The organism is Streptomyces gottesmaniae (assembly GCF_031845845.1).
Classification (GTDB): domain Bacteria; phylum Actinomycetota; class Actinomycetes; order Streptomycetales; family Streptomycetaceae; genus Streptomyces; species Streptomyces akebiae.
This window is the reverse complement of record NZ_JAVRFJ010000005.1, coordinates 152670-170347: the sequence shown is the minus strand read 5'-3', so window position 1 is coordinate 170347 and position 17678 is coordinate 152670. Positions and strand designations below refer to the sequence as shown.

Sequence of the window (17678 nt, the reverse complement as noted above, 5' to 3'; positions counted from 1 at the left end):
TTCGGGTTCGGTACCGAAGCATTGACAGTTGGCAGGGGCAGGCCAACACTCCCGGGGTGACAGGGCGAACCCCACGAGCCCGAGGAGGACGCGCGCGTATGAACGACGCACCCGCACCCACCCCCGCACCCACCCCGCCCCCCAGCCGCAGGCTCTTCATGAGCGGTGTCTGTGCGACCGCGATGGCCGCCGCGACCACGCTGGCCCTGCCCGGCACGGCCCGCGCGGACACGGTGGTCACCAGCAACCGGACCGGCACCGACAACGGCTTCTACTACTCGTTCTGGACCGACGCCCCGGGCACGGTCTCGATGACCCTGGCCGCCGGCGGCACCTACCGGACCTCCTGGAGGAACACCGGGAACTTCGTCGCCGGCAAGGGCTGGAGCAACGGCTCCCGCAGGACCGTGACCTATTCGGGCACGTTCAGTCCGTCCGGCAACGCCTATCTGACCCTCTACGGCTGGACGGCCAGTCCGCTCGTCGAGTACTACATCGTCGACAACTGGGGCACCTACCGGCCCACGGGCACGTACAAGGGCACGGTCACCAGCGACGGCGGTACGTACGACATCTACAGGACCACCCGGTACAACGCCCCCTCCGTCGAGGGCACCCGCACCTTCGACCAGTACTGGAGCGTGCGTCAGTCGAAGCGGACGGGCGGAAGCATCACCACCGGCAACCACTTCGACGCCTGGGCCCGCGCGGGGATGCCCCTCGGCAGCTTCCGGTACTACATGATCATGGCCACCGAGGGATACCAGAGCAGCGGCAGCTCCAGTATCACGGTGTCCCCGTGAACACCGGACCACGCCGCTCGTCGTTCCGCTCGGCCAGGCGGCTGGCCGTCCTCGCGACGGCCTTGGCGAGCGTCGTCCCCCTGACGTGCACCGCCGCCACCGCCGCCACGGCCGCCACGGAGCGGGCCGCCGCCTGCACCGGCTATGTCGGGCTCACGTTCGACGACGGTCCGTCCGGCAGTACGTCGGCCCTGCTGAACGCGCTCCGGCAGAACGGACTGCGGGCCACCATGTTCAACCAGGGGCAGCACGCCGCCGCCAACCCCGCCCTGGTCCGGGCGCAGGTCACCGCCGGGATGTGGGTGGCCAACCACAGCTACACCCACCCGCACCTCACTCAGTTGAGCCAGGCGCAGATCGACTCGGAGATCTCCCGCACCCAGCAGGCGGTCGCGGGCGCGGGCGGCGGCACTCCGAAGCTGTTCCGGCCGCCGTACGGCGAGACGAACGCGACGGTGAGATCGGTGGCGGCCAGGTACGGCCTGACCGAGATCCTCTGGAACGTCGACTCGCAGGACTGGAACGGCGCGAGTACCGACGCGATCGTGCAGGCCGCGGCCCGGCTCACGAACGGCCAGGTCATCCTGATGCACGACTGGTCCGCGAACGCGCGCGCGGCGCTGCCGCGCATCGCGCAGCAACTGGCCGGCCGCGGCCTGTGCGCGGGGATGATCTCGCCGCAGACCGGCCGCGCCGTGGCGCCAGGGTAGGGCTTCGCTCGTGGCGCGGCGGTCGCGAACGCCGCGCCACAGCGAGCTCAGAAGTAGTACCGGGACACCGACTCGGCCACGCACACCGGCTTCTCGCCGCCCTCGCGTTCCACGACGACCGCGGCCGTGACCTGGACGCCCCCGCCGACCTCCGTGACGTCCTGGAGGGTCGCGGTGGCGCGCAGCCGGGAACCGACCGGGACCGGCGCCGGGAAGCGGACCTTGTTGGTGCCGTAGTTCACGCCCATCCTGACGTTGTCGACCTTGAGGATCTGCGGAACGAGCAACGGCAGCAGGGACAGGGTCAGATAGCCGTGGGCGATGGTCGTCCCGAAGGGCCCGGCCGCCGCCTTCTCCGGGTCCACGTGGATCCACTGGTGGTCACCGGTGGCCTCGGCGAAGAGGTCGATCCGCTTCTGGTCGACCTCCAGCCAGTCGCTGTACCCCAGCGACTCACCCACCGCCGCCTTCAGCTCCTCGGCGGACGTGAAGATCCTCGGCTCTGCCATGTCTCGGCCTCCCTGATCCTGATGTCTAAGCGACTGCTTAGCATGGTCGGCCGTGCGACCCCTGTCAACGGACCGTGCCCCATCGGGTGTGGGTAGGCTCGGAGGGGTGCCCCAGATCCCTGAGAAGATCCACGAGTTGACCGTCGGCCAGCTGTCGGCCCGTAGCGGTGCCGCCGTCTCCGCGCTGCACTTCTACGAGTCCAAAGGGCTGATCAGCAGCCGCCGCACATCGGGAAACCAGCGCCGTTACAGCCGGGACGCCCTACGGCGGGTGGCCTTCGTCCGGGCCGCGCAGCGCGTCGGCATCCCGCTCGCCACGATCCGCGAGGCACTCGCCGAGCTGCCCGAGGAGCGGACGCCGACCCGTGAGGACTGGGCCCATCTCTCCGAGGCCTGGCGGTCCGAGCTGGACGAACGGATCAAGCAGCTGAACCGGCTGCGGGACCATCTCACCGACTGCATCGGCTGCGGCTGTCTGTCCATGGACACCTGTGTGCTCTCCAACCCCGACGACATCTTCGGCGAACGGCAGAGCGGCTCCCGCCTCCTGGTCGAGCGCCGCAGGCCCGAACAGCGGGAACCCGGGAGCTGACGCGGCAGCTCCCGGGCCCCGGACCCCACGAGTCCCCCGGAGATCCCGTGGGGGGCCTGTGCCACCCGGCCTCGGCCCGCATGTCGACCGGGTCCCCTCCGGGCCTGGTCTCACCCGTCCCCGGACTTCACTCGTACTCCGTGCCGCCCTTGCGGGTCAGATACGCCGGGCTGACCGCCTTGGCGACGGCCCGTCCGCCGGTCACCGGGCTGTACCGCTCGGTGGCCGGCCGGATCACGACGCCCTCGCGCAGGTGCAGTTCGCGCCCGGAGACCGTCTCCCGACCGCTCGCCACCTCCAGGACGCGGTCGATGTCGTACGGCCCCTCGTACAGCCGTGGTACCAGCGGCAGTTCACCGTCGAGCAGGTCGGACAGCTCCGCGGAGTCCAGCCAGCGGACCCGGCCGTCGATGTCCGCGCAGACGTCGAACACGGCGTACCCGAGGGTGTCGCGGCGGCCGTCCGCGCCGTACGTCAGGTCCTGCACCCCGGTGCCGTACACCTCGCCGAAGATCCCGACCCGGCGCGCGCCGAGCCGCTCGGCGAGCCGGGCGGCGACCTCGCCCACCCGGTGACCGCGGACGGCACGCCAGTACAGATTGCGCGGATCCTCCTTCAGGGCGAGGGACTTCGACCCGAAGCCCTTCGAGGAGACCTGGATCCGGCCGTCCTCGGCGGCGTACGTGACCAGGCAGGCCGTGCCGTGCAGCTTCTCCGTCAGGACGACCGGCTCGCCGGGCGTGAAGATGCCGGGGTGGCGCTGGATGTTCTCGATGTCGACCCAGGGCAGCAGATCCGGCGCCGACTCGACCTCCCCGCTCATCGTGGGCGGGATCGGCGGCACCCATTTGACGATGCCGAGCCGCTCCGCGAAGTCCGTGCCGTCGGTGACGGCGGCCGTGAGATCGACGTCCGAGAGGGCCCGTGGGCGGCAGACGATGCCCTGCGACAGCTCGCCCCGCAGCCGTACCGCCTTCACGCGGTCCGCGTTGCCGCCCGCCAGCCGTCCGGTGAGCCCCAACTCCTCGATCAGCGGCGCGGGGAGCACGGACTGCTCCGGGATGTACACGGCGGTGTCACCGGTGCGGTACGCGCCCTTCGCCACGACGGCGCGGTACAGGCCCACCTGGGCCAGTTCGAGCGCGTCGGCGTTCGGGTGTTCGTGGATCGTCAGCACTTCGGCGGTGACACGCAGCGTCGACATCGGCCTCTCCTCGGTCCGGGTCCCTCAGGGCTGTCTCATCGCCCCCAACTGTCCGGACGGGAAAGGGGTGGAGCGACCGGATTTCGGACTGGTAAGAGCGCTCGGACCCGGTGCTTTCCGGCCGCACGCCGCAACCGCTTTCACCGGAACCGTGTCATGGACACGGAGGGGGCGGCGTGACGCGTCCCCCGGAAGAGGGCACGGTAAAGACACGGCAAGGGCGAGGAGCGCCGATGAGCGTCGTCATCTGTTCCCTGAAGTGGGAGAAGGCCCACTCCGGGACGCAGCGGATCAGCTACGACTCGGACGGCTACCACCTGGTGCGCTTCCCGTACGAGGCGACCGAGGAGTCGTACGACCCCTGGAAGATGCACGACCCGGCCCACGGTGGTGGCACCCCCTCGAAGTTCCCCGACCCGCGCTCCGGACTGATCTGGCCGAGTCACGACGGCTGGGGCGTGCTGTCGGCCATGGTGTTCTGGGAGGCCGACGCCAGGACGCTGGAGTACCGCACCCGCTTCGTGCGCGATCCACTGAACCTGACGAAGAAGAAGTACGACTCCACGGGCACGACGGACAGCGTGAGCACCCGGGGAGGCCAGTACCGGACCTGCGTGTGGCAGATGTTCGTGCACAAGGGCATGCCGCTGGGCCTGAAGATATCCGCGCGGGGGGCGGGGGACGTCAAGCGGGCCACGGCGATCACCCTCGCCGAGTTCAAGCTCGCCATCCACACGGACGTCAAGAGACCGTAGTCGTCACGCCGTACCGGAGCGTCGTACACGCACATACACGGGGGTGCGGCATCCCCGGCGCACCCCCGCCGCGCTAGGCCGAGACCAGCAGCCGCCCGCGCCTGGACTCCGCCAGGGCCTCGGGCGTGAGCACCGGTCGGGGCACCACGATTCCGCACTCCGTGCAGACCGGGCCCGAGGACGGTTCATGGGCCAGGTCGTACATCCAGACGAGGCGCTCGCCCTCGCACACCGGGCAGGTCGAGCCCGGTTCGCGCTCCAGCGCGGCGATGAGCCGGCGCAGCACCTCCGCCAGGGGTTCCCGGGGGTGGACCTTCGGGTCGTCGCACCACGCGACGCCGAAACCGCCCCAGGTCAGCCGGTGCCAGTCGTCGACACTGCCCGGCCTGCGCAGACCGTCGTGCTTCTCCTTCTTGCGGCGCTGCGCGAACTGCACCTCGTAGTCGAGCCAGACGGAGCGGGCCTCCTCCAACTCGTCCAGTGCGGCCACGAGCCGCGCTGGATCGGGGTCGCGGTCCTCGGGACCGAACCCGGCCCGGGAGCACAAGTGGTCCCAGGTCGCCCGATGCCCGTAGGGGGCGAAACGCTCAAGGCACTTGCGCAGCGAATAACGCCGCAGCGCCAGGTCGCACCTCGGATCTCGCACCTGTCTTGCCAGACTCCGGAAACCGGCCATCGCCCTGCACCTCCGTCACACCTGCACCTGTACTTCGGTCACTTCGGCGTCGTCGTCGGGACGTCGCCGAATAGACGTATCGACACGCGATTCGGCTCCATCCGATTTCCGATGACCTCCATAAGTCGTCTGCTGAGCCGTTCACGGACCGTTCCTGCCTACGTCTGACTGCCTCTGACTTCTCGTTGCGCTTCTTCTTGCGCTTCTTGTTGTGCTTCCTCTTGGGCTTACGACTGCTTCTGAGTACCTGTTCACGCTGTGAGTCACCTGTCCGTCGACGGTGATCCGGAAAACGTGACGCATGTTCATCTTCAAAGTCGGGGATACCGGCGGTAACATCCGGCCCACCCCCCGTCAGGAGGAGCTGCCATGCCCTGGCGCACCCCGCGCACCTCACGCACCGCACCCGACGGACTGAGAACTCCCCACAGATTCCCGGAGTTCCTCAAGGCCGCCTCCATATGCGCACTCGTTGCCGGTCTTTTGTCGCCTCTTTCCCCGGCTTCCCCGGCGGCGGCCGCCGACACCGCCGCCGTTCAGGCGGCAGCCGTGACCGACCACTGCGGCGGACAGTGCTCCGACATCCTGCCGCCCGGTCAGAACGGCAACGCCACCCTCGCCCAGATCCTCCTCAACCAGGGGTTCGGCTCCATGCCGGAGAACGCGAGCAACCAGCTCGGCCCCTACAACAACCTGGCCACCGGCTACCCGGGCCTCACCAACTCCACGATCAACACCTTCTTCAACGACGCCTCCTTCGGCGTCGCCTCCGACCAGGTCGCCTCCACCCTGAAGCCGGCCGGCCGCACCGACGTCACGATCGTCCGCGACAAGAAGACCGGTGTGCCGCACATCACGGGCACCACCCGGTACGGCACCGAGTTCGGCGCGGGCTACGCCGCCGCACAGGACCGGCTGTGGCTGATGGACGTCTTCCGGCACGTCGGCCGCGGCAAGCTCACCCCGTTCGCCGGCGGCGCCGCCTCCAACCAGGGCCTGGAGCAGGAGTTCTGGCGCCACGCCCCCTACACCGAGGCCGACCTCCAGGCGCAGATCGACAAGGCGGTGGCCACCAACGGCGAGCGCGGGCAGCTGGCCCTCGCCGACGTCAACGCCTACGTCGCCGGCATCAACGCCTACATCGACGCCGCCGACAGCGGCCGTTACTTCCCCGGCGAGTACGTCCTGACCGGCCACAAGGACTCCGTCACCAACGCCGGCACCATCGAGAAGTTCAAGCCCACCGACCTGGTCGCCCTGGCCTCCGTCATCGGCGCCCTCTTCGGCTCCGGAGGCGGCGGCGAGGTCAACAACGCCCTCTCCCTGCTGGCCGCCCAGGAGAAGTACGGCGTCACCGAGGGCACCAAGGTCTGGGAGTCCTTCCGCGAGCGCAACGACCCCGAGGCCGCCCTCACCGTCCACGACGGCAGCTTCCCGTACGCCACCAAGCCCGCGAACCCGCAGGGCATGGCCCTCCCCGACGACGGCACGGTCACCGAGGAGCCCCTCGTGTACGACCGCGCCGGCAGCGCCGCCACCTCGGCCTCCAGGAACCTCTCCTCCCAGGCCACCGACAGCGCCCTCAGCTCGGCCCGGCGCGGCATGTCCAACGCCCTCGTCGTCAGCGGCGAGCACACCGCGAGCGGGCGTCCCGTCGCCGTCTTCGGCCCGCAGACCGGTTACTTCGCCCCGCAGTTGCTCATGCTCCAGGAGATCCAGGGCCCGGGCATCAGCGCCCGCGGCGCCTCCTTCGCCGGCCTGAGCATGTACGTCGAGCTGGGCCGCGGCCAGGACTACGCCTGGAGCGCCACCACCTCCGGCCAGGACATCATCGACGCGTACGCGGTCGAGCTGTGCCAGGACGACGTCCACTACCTCTACCACGGCACCTGCACCGCCATGGAGAAGGTCGAGCAGACCAACGCCTGGAAGCCCACCACCGCCGACTCCACCCCGGCGGGCTCGTACCGTATGCAGGTCTGGCGCACCAAGTACGGCCCCGTGACCCACCGCGCCACGGTCGACGGCAAGAAGGTCGCCTACACCACCCTGCGCTCCTCGTACCTGAACGAGGCAGAGTCGATCATCGGCTTCCAGATGCTGAACGACCCGGACTACGTCAAGGGCCCGGAGACCTTCCAGAAGGCCGTCCAGAACATCAACTACACCTTCAACTGGTTCTACGCCGACTCCACCCGCACCGCGTACTACAACAGCGGCGACAACCCGGTGCGCCCCGCGGACGTCGACCCCGAGTTCCCGGCCTGGGCCCGGTCCGCCTACGAGTGGCGCAACTGGAACCCGACCACCAACACCGCCGACTACACCCCGCCCGCCCAGCACCCCAACTCCATCGACCAGGACTACTACATCTCCTGGAACAACAAGCAGGCCGCCGACTACACCACCGCCCCCTGGGGCAACGGCTCCGTGCACCGCGGCAACCTCCTCGACGACCGGGTGAAACGCCTGGTCGCCGCGGGCGGCGTCACCCGGGCCTCGCTGACGAAGGCCATGGCCGAGGCGGGCCTCGCCGACCTGCGGGCCGAGGACGTCGTCCCCGACCTGCTGAAGGTCATCAACAGCGGTACCGTCACGGACTCCACGGCCGCCGCGGCGGTCACCAAGCTCCAGGCCTGGGTCACGTCCGGCTCGAAACGCACGGAGACCTCCGCCGGTTCGAAGACCTACGCCCACGCCGAGGCGATCCGCGTCCTGGACGCCTGGTGGCCCCTGCTGGTGAAGGCCGAGTTCGAACCCGGCCTCGGCACCGACCTGTACACCGCCATCACCGCGAACCTGCCCATCGACGAGTCCCCGTCCGCCGCGCACGGCCCGACCGGCTCCCACGCCGGCAGCTCCTTCCAGTACGGCTGGTGGAGCTACGTCGACAAGGACATCCGCTCGGTGCTGGGCGAGACGGTGCGGGGCCCGCTGGCGAACCGGTACTGCGGCGGCGGCAGTCTCAGCGCCTGCCGCACCATCCTGATCAACACCCTCAAGGAGGCGGCGGGCAAGACCGCCGCGCAGGTCTATCCCGGCGACGCGTACTGCTCGGCGGGCGACCAGTGGTGCGCCGACTCGATCATCCAGCAGCCCCTGGGCGGCATCAAGCACAACAAGATCAGCTGGCAGAACCGGCCGACCTACCAGCAGGTCGTGGAGTTCACCTCACATCGGTGAGCCCCGTCCTGCGCCGGTGAGCACCGGTGACGCGTGACGGCGGCGGGCCGGGATCAGGCGATACGGCCCGCCGCCAGGACCACCCGGGCCAGCTCACGGTGGCAGATGTCGCTGTGGGCGCCGGAGGGCGCGCCGCCGCGCCTCACCACGGCCGAGGCGTCGACGTTCACGCACCCCGCTGCCGGCAGCCGGGCCTTGAGGGCGTCGGCCAGCTCGAACGACCGCGTGCCCTCGACCGCCCGCACCCCGCCGTAGCCGAGGGCACCCCATTTCCCGCCCAGCAGGCTGTTCACGCTCAGGCCCAGCACCGTGCGCGCGTCGCCCGCCATCCGGGAGGCCAACGGGTAGATCGTGCCGAGCGCCGAGTCGTGCTTGGAGTGGCAGCACACCAACGGGCCGTCGATCCGCTTGTGCTGACCGTTCAGCACGCCGCTCGCCCGGGTGTCGTGCGGCAGCCGCGCCGCGAACGCGTAGTGGGAGAAGGCGGCCTGGAGGAGCGTCACCGACTTCACGCACCGCACACCTTCCGGCAGCCCGCGCAGCGCGAACGACACCAGACGGGCGCCGAAGCTGTGCCCGACGAGGTGCACCCGCACGTCCGGCGAGGTCCGCGCGAGTCGGCCGATCAGCCGCCCGAGCCCTCGCTCGCCGACCGTCCCCGCCCGGCGCTTCATCGCGAAGTAGGTGGCCTGACGCAGGAGTTCGTGGGCGCCGTCCCACGCCTGGGGCGGGGCGACGGCGGCCCCGGTGGCCACCCCCGAGGTCTCGATCTCCGCCAGCGCCGCCGCGAAGTCCGCGCACACCGCCGCCGCGTCCCCGCACAGCATCCCGGGCGTGCCCTCCGGCACCCCTTCGGCGACGGTGTCCGCCGTGAACGCGCCCTGCGGCCCCTGCGGATCCACCTCGACCAGCAACCGGACGAGCCCGGCGAACTCCTCCAACGAGGCGTCCTCGTCCGGCCGTCGCTCCAGCAGCCGGGCGATCTGCTCGACGACGGTGGCGCGCTCGGGAAAGACCTGCGACAGCGCGTGCCGGGTGTGCTTGTCGAGCGCGGGGCGGCCGGGCACGAGGGCCGACACCGGCCTGAAGTCCGGGATCGGCTCGTCCGAGAAGCGCATCGAGGGCCACAGCACGCCGACGTACCCCAGCCTCGCGTTCGGCGCGAGCCCCGGGAACGGCTCGAAGAAGCGGCTGTAGAGCCCGGTCGCGCCGGACCGGTCGCTGTTCCAGCCGTGCGCGAAGACGACCAGATCCGCCACCGCGCGCTTCTCCACCCCGTCGAGCAGCCGGTCCCGTTGACCGGTGTCCACGTCCCCGTCCGCGTCGAAGGTCAGTTCCCAGTAGGGAGTCACGCTCATTTCCGGATCCGCCATGACGAGCCCCCTTCGGCCCCGTTGGTGGTGCGCTAGGGCGCATGGTCCTGCCAACGGCGAAAGATGGCCATACGTCACGTACGGCCCGGATCTGTGGCGCTCTAGCGGTACAGCAGATACTCCTCGCGCACGGCGCGGAACGCGGCCAGTTCCTCCTGCCATCCGGCCACGACCTCGTCCGTGTCCGCCCCCGCGTCGATCATCGTCCGCACCCGCGCCGAACCCGTCAGTTTGTCGATCCAGTTGTCCGGGCGCCAGGCGAAGCCGCTCCACACCTGCCTGGCGGTCACGAGCAGGCCGATCCCGGTGCGCACGGGGTCGTACGCGGCCCGGTCGTGGACATGGATTTGCACACCCCCGACCGTCTTCCCCTGGAACTTGGAGAACGTCGGCGCGAAGTACGCCTCCCTGAAGTGCGCGCCGGGCAGGCCGAGTCCGTTCGCGGCGGCCGCCCACCGCCGGTCGATCCCCTCCGCGCCTAGCAGCTCGAAGGGCCGCGTGGTGCCCCGCCCCTCCGACAGGTTCGTCCCCTCGAAGAGACACGTCCCGGAGTAGACGAGCGCGGTGTCCGGCGTCGGCATGTTCGGGCTCGGCGGCACCCACGGCAGCCCGGAGGCGTCGAAGAACCGCGACCGCTTCCACCCCGACATCAGTACGGTCTCCAGCGGCACCGGCGCGGTGAGGAACTCCCCGTTGAACAGGCGCGCCAGCTCCGCCACCGTCATCCCGTGGGCCTGCGCGATGGGCCGGCGCCCGACGAACGTCGCGAACTCCTCGTGCAGCACGGGCCCTTGGGCGCTGCGCCCGGTCACCGGGTTCGGCCGGTCCAGCACGACGAAGCGCTTCCCGGCCAGCTGTGCCGCCTCCATGCAGTCGTACAGCGTCCAGATGTACGTGTAGAAGCGGGCGCCCACGTCCTGGATGTCGAAGACGACCGTGTCCACGCCGGAGGCGGTGAAGATGTCCGCGAGGGGGCGGCCGCTCTTCTGGTAGGTGTCGTGGACCGGCAGTCCCGTCGCCGGGTCGTCGTGACGGCCCTCGGAGCCGCCGGCCTGGGCGGTGCCGCGAAAGCCGTGCTCGGGCCCGAAGACGGCCCTGAGGTCCACGCGGTCGTCGGCGTGCATCACGTCGACGATGTGGCGGGCGTCGCGGGTGACGCCGGTCGGGTTGGTGACGATGCCGACCTTCTGGCCGCCGAGGAGTTTGTAGCCGTCCCGTACGAGTCGTTCGAATCCGGTGCGCAGCCCTTGGCGGGCCGTCGCGGCCGGGGGCGCGGTGGTGAGGCCCGCCGTGGAGGCGGTGGCGGTGGCTGCCGTGGAGGCGGCCAGGAAGGTGCGGCGGGAGAGGTGCATCGGGGTGACCTCCGGGTCGCGATCGCGGGAAGCGGCGTACAGGCAGGCTAAGCGCTGGGGCCGGTGGTTCGCCGGTCCGCGGGCGGCGGTGGCTGGTCGCGCCCGTGCGGCGGGGCCGCGCATACCACGCACGCCCTCACGCCCCGGCGCCCCAGGAGGGACTGGACGGCCACTCTTCCTCTGAACATACCGACCGGTTAGTCTGACCGTCGTGCAGGGCCGTTGTGCAGGCCGTTCTGTGAGCCGTTCTGGGTACGTCGCGTCGAAGGAGACCGAACGTGGAAGCCGTGCAGGGTGCGGGTGTGGTCGTCACGGGAGCCGGTGGTGGGATCGGGGCCGCGCTGGCGCGGCGGTTCGCGGCTGAGGGCGCGCGGGTCGTCGTGAACGACCTCGACGCCGACCGGGCCCGGGCCGTGGCCGACGAGGTCGGCGGGATCGCGGTGCCCGGGGACGCCTCGGCGATCGTTCCGGCGGCGCGTGACGCGCTCGGCGGGACCGTGGACGTGTACTGCGCGAACGCGGGACTCGCCTCCGGGGGGACGGAGGCGGCCGACGAGAAGGTGTGGGCGCTCGCCTGGGACGTCAACGTGATGGCGCACGTCCGGGCGGCCCACGAGCTGCTGCCGGCGTGGCTGGAGCGCGGCAGCGGACGTTTCGTGTCGACGGTCTCGGCGGCGGGACTGTTGACGATGATCGGCGCGGCGCCCTACAGCGTCACCAAGCACGGGGCGTACGCCTTCGCCGAATGGCTCTCCCTCACCTACCGCCACCGAGGCGTCAAGGTGCACGCGATCTGCCCGCAGGGCGTGCGCACCGACATGCTGACGGCCTCCGGCAGCGCGGGGGACCTGGTGCTCGCGCCGACCGCGATCGAGCCCGAGCACGTGGCCGACGCGCTCTTCGAGGGCATCGAGAAGGACCGCTTCCTGATCCTTCCCCACCCCGAGGTGGCCGGTTACTACCAGGCCAGGGCCGCCGATCCGGACCGCTGGCTGACGAACATGAACCACATCCAGCAGAAGTGGGAGACGACGGGCTGACCGCCCTGCCCGGCGGACGGGCGCCGGAGAGTGGGATGATCCTCCGGCGGGAGTGCCCGATTCCGCCCGATCGGGAACCGGTCGGGGCCGACGGGCGACCAGTAGGCGACAACAGAACCTCGGAAGGCAGGTGGCGGCAGTGCCCAGGACCACGGACGGAGACGGTACGCCCGTCCCGCAGCGGCTGCTGGCCGCCGCCACCCGGCTCTTCGCCGAGCGGGGCTACGACCGCACCTCCGTGCAGGAGATCGTCGAGGCGGCCGGCGTCACCAAGGGCGCGCTCTACCACTACTTCGGCTCCAAGGACGACCTGCTGCACGAGGTGTACGCGCGCGTGCTGCGTATCCAGCAGGAGCGGCTGGACGCCTTCGCGGGCGCCGACGCGCCGGTGCAGGAGCGGCTGCGGGGGGCCGCGGCGGATGTCGTCGTCACCACCATCGACAACCTCGACGACGCGATGATCTTCTTCCGCTCCATGCACCACCTGAGCCCCGAGAAGAACAAGCAGGTCCGCGCGGAGCGCCGCCGCTACCACGAGCGCTTCCGCGCGCTCGTGGAAGAGGGCCAGAAGGCCGGGGTCTTCTCCACGGCGACCCCGGCGGACCTGGTGGTCGACTACCACTTCGGCTCGGTCCACCACCTGTCGACCTGGTACAGCCCCGACGGCCCGATGAGCCCCCAGGAGGTCGCGGACCACTTGGCGGACCTGCTGCTCCGCGCGCTGCGGCCGTAGGGCTCAGCCGAACGGGGTGCGTCGTCGGGTGCGGGCCCGCCGACGAAACCCGCACCCCCCGAGCAACTGGGCCCGCCCGACCTCACACGTACCGCTTCAGCTCCCGCCGGGCCAGCGACCGCTGGTGCACCTCGTCGGGCCCGTCCGCGATCATCAGCGTCCGCGCCCCGGCGTACAGCTCGGCCAGCGGGAAGTCCTGGCTGACACCTCCCGCGCCGTGCAGCTGGATCGCCCGGTCGATGATGTCCACGACCGTCCGGGGCGTGGCGATCTTGATCGCCTGGATCTCCGTGTGGGCGCCCCGGTTGCCGACCGTGTCCATCATCCAGGCCGTCTTCAGCACCAGCAGCCGCAGCTGCTCCACGGCGACCCGCGCGTCGGCGATCCAGTTGTGCACGACACCCTGTTGCGCCAGAGCCTTGCCGAAGGCCTCCCGCGCCACCGCCCGTCGGCACATCAGCTCGATCGCCCGCTCGGCCATCCCGATGAGCCGCATGCAGTGATGGATACGCCCGGGACCGAGCCGCGCCTGCGCGATGGCGAACCCGCCGCCCTCCTCGCCGATCAGGTTCGACGCCGGCACCCGCGCACCCTCGAAGACCACCTCGGCGTGACCGCCGTGGTAGTGGTCCTCGTACCCGAAGACCCGCATCGCCCGGTTCACCGTGACCCCGGGGGTGTCACGCGGGACCAGGATCATCGACTGCTGACGGCGGATGTCGGCCCCGTTCGGGTCCGTCTTGCCCATCACGATGAAGATCTGGCAGTCGGGGTTCATGGCCCCGGAGATGTACCACTTGCGCCCGGTGACGACGTAGTCGTCACCGTCGCGCTCGATCAGCGTGGTGATGTTGGTGGCGTCCGACGACGCCACCTCGGGCTCGGTCATCGCGAACGCCGACCGGATCTCACCGGCGAGCAGCGGCTCCAGCCACTGCTTCTTCTGGGCCTCGTCGCCGAACTGGCTCAGGACCTCCATGTTGCCCGTGTCGGGCGCGGCGCAGTTCAACGCGGTCGGCGCCAGCTGCGGGGACCGGCCGGTGATCTCGGCGAGCGGCGCGTACTGGAGGTTGGTGAGCCCCGCGCCGTACTCGGAGTCGGGCAGGAAGAGATTCCACAGGCCCTGCCTGCGGGCCTCGGCCTTCAGCTCCTCCACCACGGCCGGCGTGTCCCACGGCGAGTCCAGCTCGGCCCGCTGCTCCTCGGCCACGGCTTCCGCCGGGTAGACGTACTCGTCCATGAAGGCGAGGAGCCTGGCGCGCAACTCCTCCGTACGCGCGTCGAATGCGAAGTCCATGGGATCAGTCCTCCTGGGAGCCGGAACCGGAGCCGGTACGAAGAGTCGTCAGGCCGTGTTCGATGAAGACGGGGACCAGGTCGCCGATGCGGTCGAAGCCGCGGCCGACCGTCTGGCCCAGGGTGTACCGGTAGTGGATGCCCTCCAGGATCACGGCGAGCTTGAACCACGCGAACGCCGTGTACCAGGACACCGAGGAGACATCGCGGCCCGAGCGCGCCGCGTACCGCTCGACGATCTCGGCCGGATCCGGGTGCCCGGCGGCCGTCGCGGTCGTCGAGACGGGGGAGTCGGGGGTGGCCAGCGGCACGCTGTACATCACCAGCAGGCCCAGGTCGGTGAGCGGATCGCCGAGCGTGGACATCTCCCAGTCGAGGATGGCCTTGATCGCGTCGTCGTCGCCGAGCAGCACGTTGTCGAGGCGGTAGTCGCCGTGGACGACCGTCGCCGTGGGGGAGTGGGGGAGCCGCCTGCCCAGCGTCGCGTGGAGCTCGTCGATGCCGGCCAGCTCGCGGTTGCGGGAGGCGTCCAACTGCTTGCCCCAGCGCCGCAGTTGCCGGTCCAGGAAGCCCTCGGGGCGCCCGAAGTCGGCGAGGCCCACCTCGGCCGGGTCCACCGCGTGCAGTTCGACCAGGGTGTCGACCAGGCCCAGCACGGCGGCCCGGGTGCGCGCCGGACCGAGCGGGGCCAGCTGCTCGGCGGTGCGGTAGGGGGTGCCCTCGACGAAGTCCATGACGTAGAAGGGCGCGCCGGGCGCGGCCTCGTTCTCGGGGTCCTCGCAGAGCAGTACGGGACGCGGCACGGGTACGTCCGTCGCGTGCAGCGCGCTGATCACGCGGTGCTCGCGCTTCATGTCGTGCGCGGTCGCCAGCACATGCCCCAGCGGCGGCCGCCGTACGACCCACTTCGTGGTGCCGTCCGTGACCTCGTACGTCAGGTTCGACCGTCCGCCCTCGATCAGCCGGCCGGTGAGCGGGCCGCCCACGAGTCCGGGCCGCTCGGCGTCGAGCAGGGCGCGGAGCCGGTCGGGGTCGAGACCTGGCGGGTGGTCTGGGTGCATCATCGCTCCTACACGCGAACGCGTTCTACCGGGACCCGTCTCATGATGCCGACCGGTCGGTATGTCGTCCAGTGGGCAACGCGAAAGTGATCGGTGTCTCCACCGGATCCGGCCCGCCGCTCCCCGATCCGGCCCGTCGCGACCGGATCGGGGAACGCACCGGCACGCGTGCTGCCCCGCGTGCCGTCACGCCCCGTCTGACATCCCGTCGCACGTCCCGCGTCGGACGTCCCGTCCCACGTCCCGTCAATCACGCGTGGCAGGTCATCATCTCCCCGCCGTTCAGGGTCGCCATGTCCATGAACCCGGCGAACGGGTCGACGCCCTCGCCCTCCGGCTCCCCGTCCAGCTCGGCGTACGCCCGCCGCAGGTTCGCCACCAGCCGCTCGCTCTCCGGCAGCGCGGCGTACTCCCCGAGATCCGTCTTCCGGGCGGCCTCCAGCGGTGTGAGCCCCGCCGCGTGCGACTTCTCGGCGATCTCGGCGACGAACCGCATGTACCGCTCGGCCCTGTCGAACGCCGACGGGTCGGTCACGGGCCCGTGACCCGGCACGACGGTCTCGGCGCCCAGCTCGCGCAGCAGCGCCAGCGCCCGCAGCGAACCGCTCAGCGACCCCATCAGGAAGAACGGCGTCCCGCCCTCGAAGACCAGATCCCCCGCGAACAGCACCCGCCGGTGCGGCAGCCATACGACCGAGTCGCCGACGGTGTGCGAGACGCCCGGATGGATGACCTGGGCCTCGATGTCACCGACGTGCAGCGTCACCCGGTCCTCGTACGTCAGGTCCGCGCCCTGGATGCTCACGTCCCCGTAGTCGGTCTGCGGCCACAGCAGATGCAGGTGCTGTCCGCTGGCGAGGGCCTCGCGGCGGCAGGCCGCGTGCGAGACGAGGGTGGCGGCCGGCGTGAAGAAGCCGTTGCCGTAGGTGTGGTCCCCGTGGTGGTGGGTGTTGACCAGGAGCCGGGGCCCGGGGACGCCGGTCGCGTCGAGCGCGGCGCCCAGGGCACGGGTCCGGCGCTCCGTCGCCGCCGTGTCCACGAGCAGGGTGGAGGTGCCGTCACTCACGAAGCCCGAGTTGTTCAGACACCATCCGCCGTCCGGCTGCACATACGCGTACACGTCGCTCGCGATCTCGACGGTGTACGGCTCTTCCGCGGTCACAGTGACCCCCTTCATCCCCCCGGATCGTCGCCAACTGGTGGTCAGAGCCTGCCAGTCGGCGACGATGCGGTGGAATCCGGGGTACGGCGACGGCGCGGGTCAGTGGTCGTCCCAGTGCCCCTCGTGGGCGGCGTGCCGGTGTCCGTCGTGCACGTAGTCCACGTGGTCCCCGTGCGTGACCGCCTGGTGCCCGCAGTCCTCGCCGTGCTCGTGGGAGTGCCCGTCGTGCGCGGTGTGCCCGCTCGGCTCGCACTCGTCCCAGTGCCCGGAGTGCTCGCGGTGCAGATGCCCGTCGTGCGCGTAGTCGGTGTGGTCACCGTGCGCCACGGCGGTGTGTCCGCAGGCCGGACCGTGGGCGTGGTCGTGGACGGGGTGCTCCTGGTGAAGAGTGGTCATGGTGCTCGCCTTCGCTGGTACGAGGGATGACTTGTCCAGGCTAGGCACAGAAGTCTCAATTCTTCCTTTCTGAAACTCCATGCACACACCAAGACTTGCCCCTCAGAACACCAGCGCCGCGCCGCACACCGCGAGGCCGATCACGCACAGGACGGCCGCCGCGGCGGTCGCGGCCGCGAGGACCGGCGGGCGGGTGGCGGCCAGGGCGGCGATACGGCGGTGGGCGAGCGCCAGGAGGCCCAGCCACAGCACCACGCACAGCGCCGCGGCCAGTACACCGGCCGTCGACGGTCCACCGTGCAGCGCGGACTTCGCCGCGAGCACGGCGATCACGGCCCCCGTGAGGGTCGTACGGCGCCAGGCGAGCCGGGTGCGCTCGGGCTGGAGGCCGGGGTCGCGGTCGGGGGACGCCGGGGGAGCGGACGGTGTGCTCACCCCTCCCACCCGAGCAGCACGACGGCGACCATCGCGACGGCGACCACGGCGACGACGAGGCCGAGCAGCGCCGGGAAGCGCGAGACCGGCAGATCCTCCCCGCGCCGCATGGCCCGCTCGCAGCGCACCCAGTGGTTGACCGCCCGGAGCGCGCACAGCACGCCGGAGGCCAGCAGGGCGAGCGCGAGCCCGACCCGCCAGCCCCAGCTCAGGTCCGGCAGGAACTGGTCCACCGCGAACCCGCCGCCGATGAGCGCGAGCGAGGTGCGCAGCCAGGCCAGGAACGTCCGCTCATTGGCCAGGGAGAACCGGTAGTCCGGGGTCCGGCCGTCCTTCCGGACGTCCTCGGGGACGAACCAGAGCCGGACGTTCCGTGCAAATTCGATCACGCACAGGAC

Annotated in this window: 18 protein-coding genes; 7 read left to right on the top strand and 11 right to left on the bottom strand. The window is 70.8% G+C overall.

Features of this window, described 5'->3' with window-relative positions:
- Positions 1-98 precede the first annotated feature (98 nt).
- Positions 99-803: an endo-1,4-beta-xylanase XynA gene (xynA, locus tag RM704_RS08210; RefSeq protein ID WP_033531603.1), complete on the top strand. Its 705-nt coding sequence runs from the start codon at positions 99-101 to the stop codon at positions 801-803.
- On the top strand, positions 800-1513 hold the full coding sequence (locus RM704_RS08205; protein ID WP_033531604.1) for a polysaccharide deacetylase family protein: 714 nt from the start codon (positions 800-802) through the stop codon (positions 1511-1513). The genes xynA and RM704_RS08205 overlap by 4 nt, the downstream gene beginning before the upstream one ends.
- Positions 1514-1560: 47 nt before the next feature.
- On the opposite strand, the gene RM704_RS08200 is transcribed toward RM704_RS08205, so the two are convergent.
- A complete protein-coding gene (locus tag RM704_RS08200) occupies positions 1561-2022 on the bottom strand; it encodes a MaoC family dehydratase (protein WP_033531605.1) in 462 nt (153 codons plus the stop codon).
- A gap of 106 nt (positions 2023-2128) precedes the next feature.
- Between RM704_RS08200 and soxR the strand changes: the two genes are divergently transcribed.
- Positions 2129-2614: a redox-sensitive transcriptional activator SoxR gene (soxR, locus tag RM704_RS08195; RefSeq protein ID WP_033531606.1), complete on the top strand. Its 486-nt coding sequence runs from the start codon at positions 2129-2131 to the stop codon at positions 2612-2614.
- Between the two features lie 127 nt (positions 2615-2741).
- Here the strand turns inward: soxR and RM704_RS08190 are convergent, their stop codons facing one another.
- Positions 2742-3818 carry an RNA ligase (ATP) gene (locus tag RM704_RS08190; RefSeq protein ID WP_033531607.1) on the bottom strand — a complete coding sequence of 359 codons (1077 nt, stop codon included), beginning with the start codon at positions 3816-3818 and terminating at the stop codon, positions 2742-2744.
- 233 nt (positions 3819-4051) lie between these two features.
- Here RM704_RS08190 and RM704_RS08185 point away from each other — a divergent pair, with 233 nt between their 5' ends.
- On the top strand, positions 4052-4573 hold the full coding sequence (locus tag RM704_RS08185; protein WP_033531608.1) for a hypothetical protein: 522 nt from the start codon (positions 4052-4054) through the stop codon (positions 4571-4573).
- A 73-nt stretch (positions 4574-4646) separates the two neighbouring features.
- On the opposite strand, the gene RM704_RS08180 is transcribed toward RM704_RS08185, so the two are convergent.
- On the bottom strand, positions 4647-5249 hold the full coding sequence (locus RM704_RS08180; RefSeq protein WP_033531609.1) for a hypothetical protein: 603 nt from the start codon (positions 5247-5249) through the stop codon (positions 4647-4649).
- Positions 5250-5618: 369 nt separating this feature from the next.
- Between RM704_RS08180 and RM704_RS08175 the strand changes: the two genes are divergently transcribed.
- Positions 5619-8432, top strand: coding sequence for a penicillin acylase family protein (locus tag RM704_RS08175; protein WP_078937451.1), 2814 nt, complete (start codon positions 5619-5621; stop codon positions 8430-8432).
- A gap of 53 nt (positions 8433-8485) precedes the next feature.
- Here RM704_RS08175 and RM704_RS08170 read toward each other — a convergent pair whose 3' ends face one another.
- A complete protein-coding gene (locus RM704_RS08170; RefSeq protein ID WP_033531610.1) occupies positions 8486-9805 on the bottom strand; it encodes a serine/threonine protein kinase in 1320 nt (439 codons plus the stop codon).
- Between the two features lie 101 nt (positions 9806-9906).
- Positions 9907-11157, bottom strand: coding sequence for an exo-beta-N-acetylmuramidase NamZ family protein (locus RM704_RS08165; RefSeq protein ID WP_033531611.1), 1251 nt, complete (start codon positions 11155-11157; stop codon positions 9907-9909).
- A gap of 278 nt (positions 11158-11435) precedes the next feature.
- Between RM704_RS08165 and RM704_RS08160 the strand changes: the two genes are divergently transcribed.
- Both RM704_RS08160 and RM704_RS08155 read left to right on the top strand, forming a co-directional pair.
- Positions 11436-12197 (top strand): SDR family oxidoreductase, encoded by a 762-nt coding sequence (locus tag RM704_RS08160; RefSeq protein WP_033531612.1) that lies wholly within the window; start codon positions 11436-11438, stop codon positions 12195-12197.
- A gap of 139 nt (positions 12198-12336) precedes the next feature.
- Complete coding sequence (locus tag RM704_RS08155) at positions 12337-12930, top strand: TetR/AcrR family transcriptional regulator (RefSeq protein WP_033531613.1); 594 nt, start codon at positions 12337-12339, stop codon at positions 12928-12930.
- An 82-nt stretch (positions 12931-13012) separates the two neighbouring features.
- On the opposite strand, the gene RM704_RS08150 is transcribed toward RM704_RS08155, so the two are convergent.
- The 6 genes from RM704_RS08150 to RM704_RS08125 all read right to left on the bottom strand — a co-directional run bounded on the left by RM704_RS08150 (position 13013) and on the right by RM704_RS08125 (position 17669).
- Positions 13013-14227, bottom strand: a complete 1215-nt coding sequence (locus RM704_RS08150; RefSeq protein WP_033531614.1) for an acyl-CoA dehydrogenase family protein — start codon at positions 14225-14227, stop codon at positions 13013-13015.
- Positions 14228-14231: 4 nt separating this feature from the next.
- The gene (locus tag RM704_RS08145; RefSeq protein WP_033531615.1) at positions 14232-15287 is read right to left on the bottom strand and encodes a phosphotransferase family protein; all 1056 of its coding nucleotides are present in this window, start codon (positions 15285-15287) and stop codon (positions 14232-14234) included.
- A gap of 250 nt (positions 15288-15537) precedes the next feature.
- Positions 15538-16449 (bottom strand): MBL fold metallo-hydrolase, encoded by a 912-nt coding sequence (locus RM704_RS08140; protein WP_033531737.1) that lies wholly within the window; start codon positions 16447-16449, stop codon positions 15538-15540.
- Between the two features lie 99 nt (positions 16450-16548).
- Positions 16549-16845: a hypothetical protein gene (locus tag RM704_RS08135; protein WP_033531616.1), complete on the bottom strand. Its 297-nt coding sequence runs from the start codon at positions 16843-16845 to the stop codon at positions 16549-16551.
- Between the two features lie 102 nt (positions 16846-16947).
- Positions 16948-17280: a DUF202 domain-containing protein gene (locus tag RM704_RS08130; RefSeq protein ID WP_033531617.1), complete on the bottom strand. Its 333-nt coding sequence runs from the start codon at positions 17278-17280 to the stop codon at positions 16948-16950.
- The gene (locus RM704_RS08125; protein ID WP_033531618.1) at positions 17277-17669 is read right to left on the bottom strand and encodes a YidH family protein; all 393 of its coding nucleotides are present in this window, start codon (positions 17667-17669) and stop codon (positions 17277-17279) included. The genes RM704_RS08130 and RM704_RS08125 overlap by 4 nt, the downstream gene beginning before the upstream one ends.
- Positions 17670-17678: the final 9 nt, after the last annotated feature.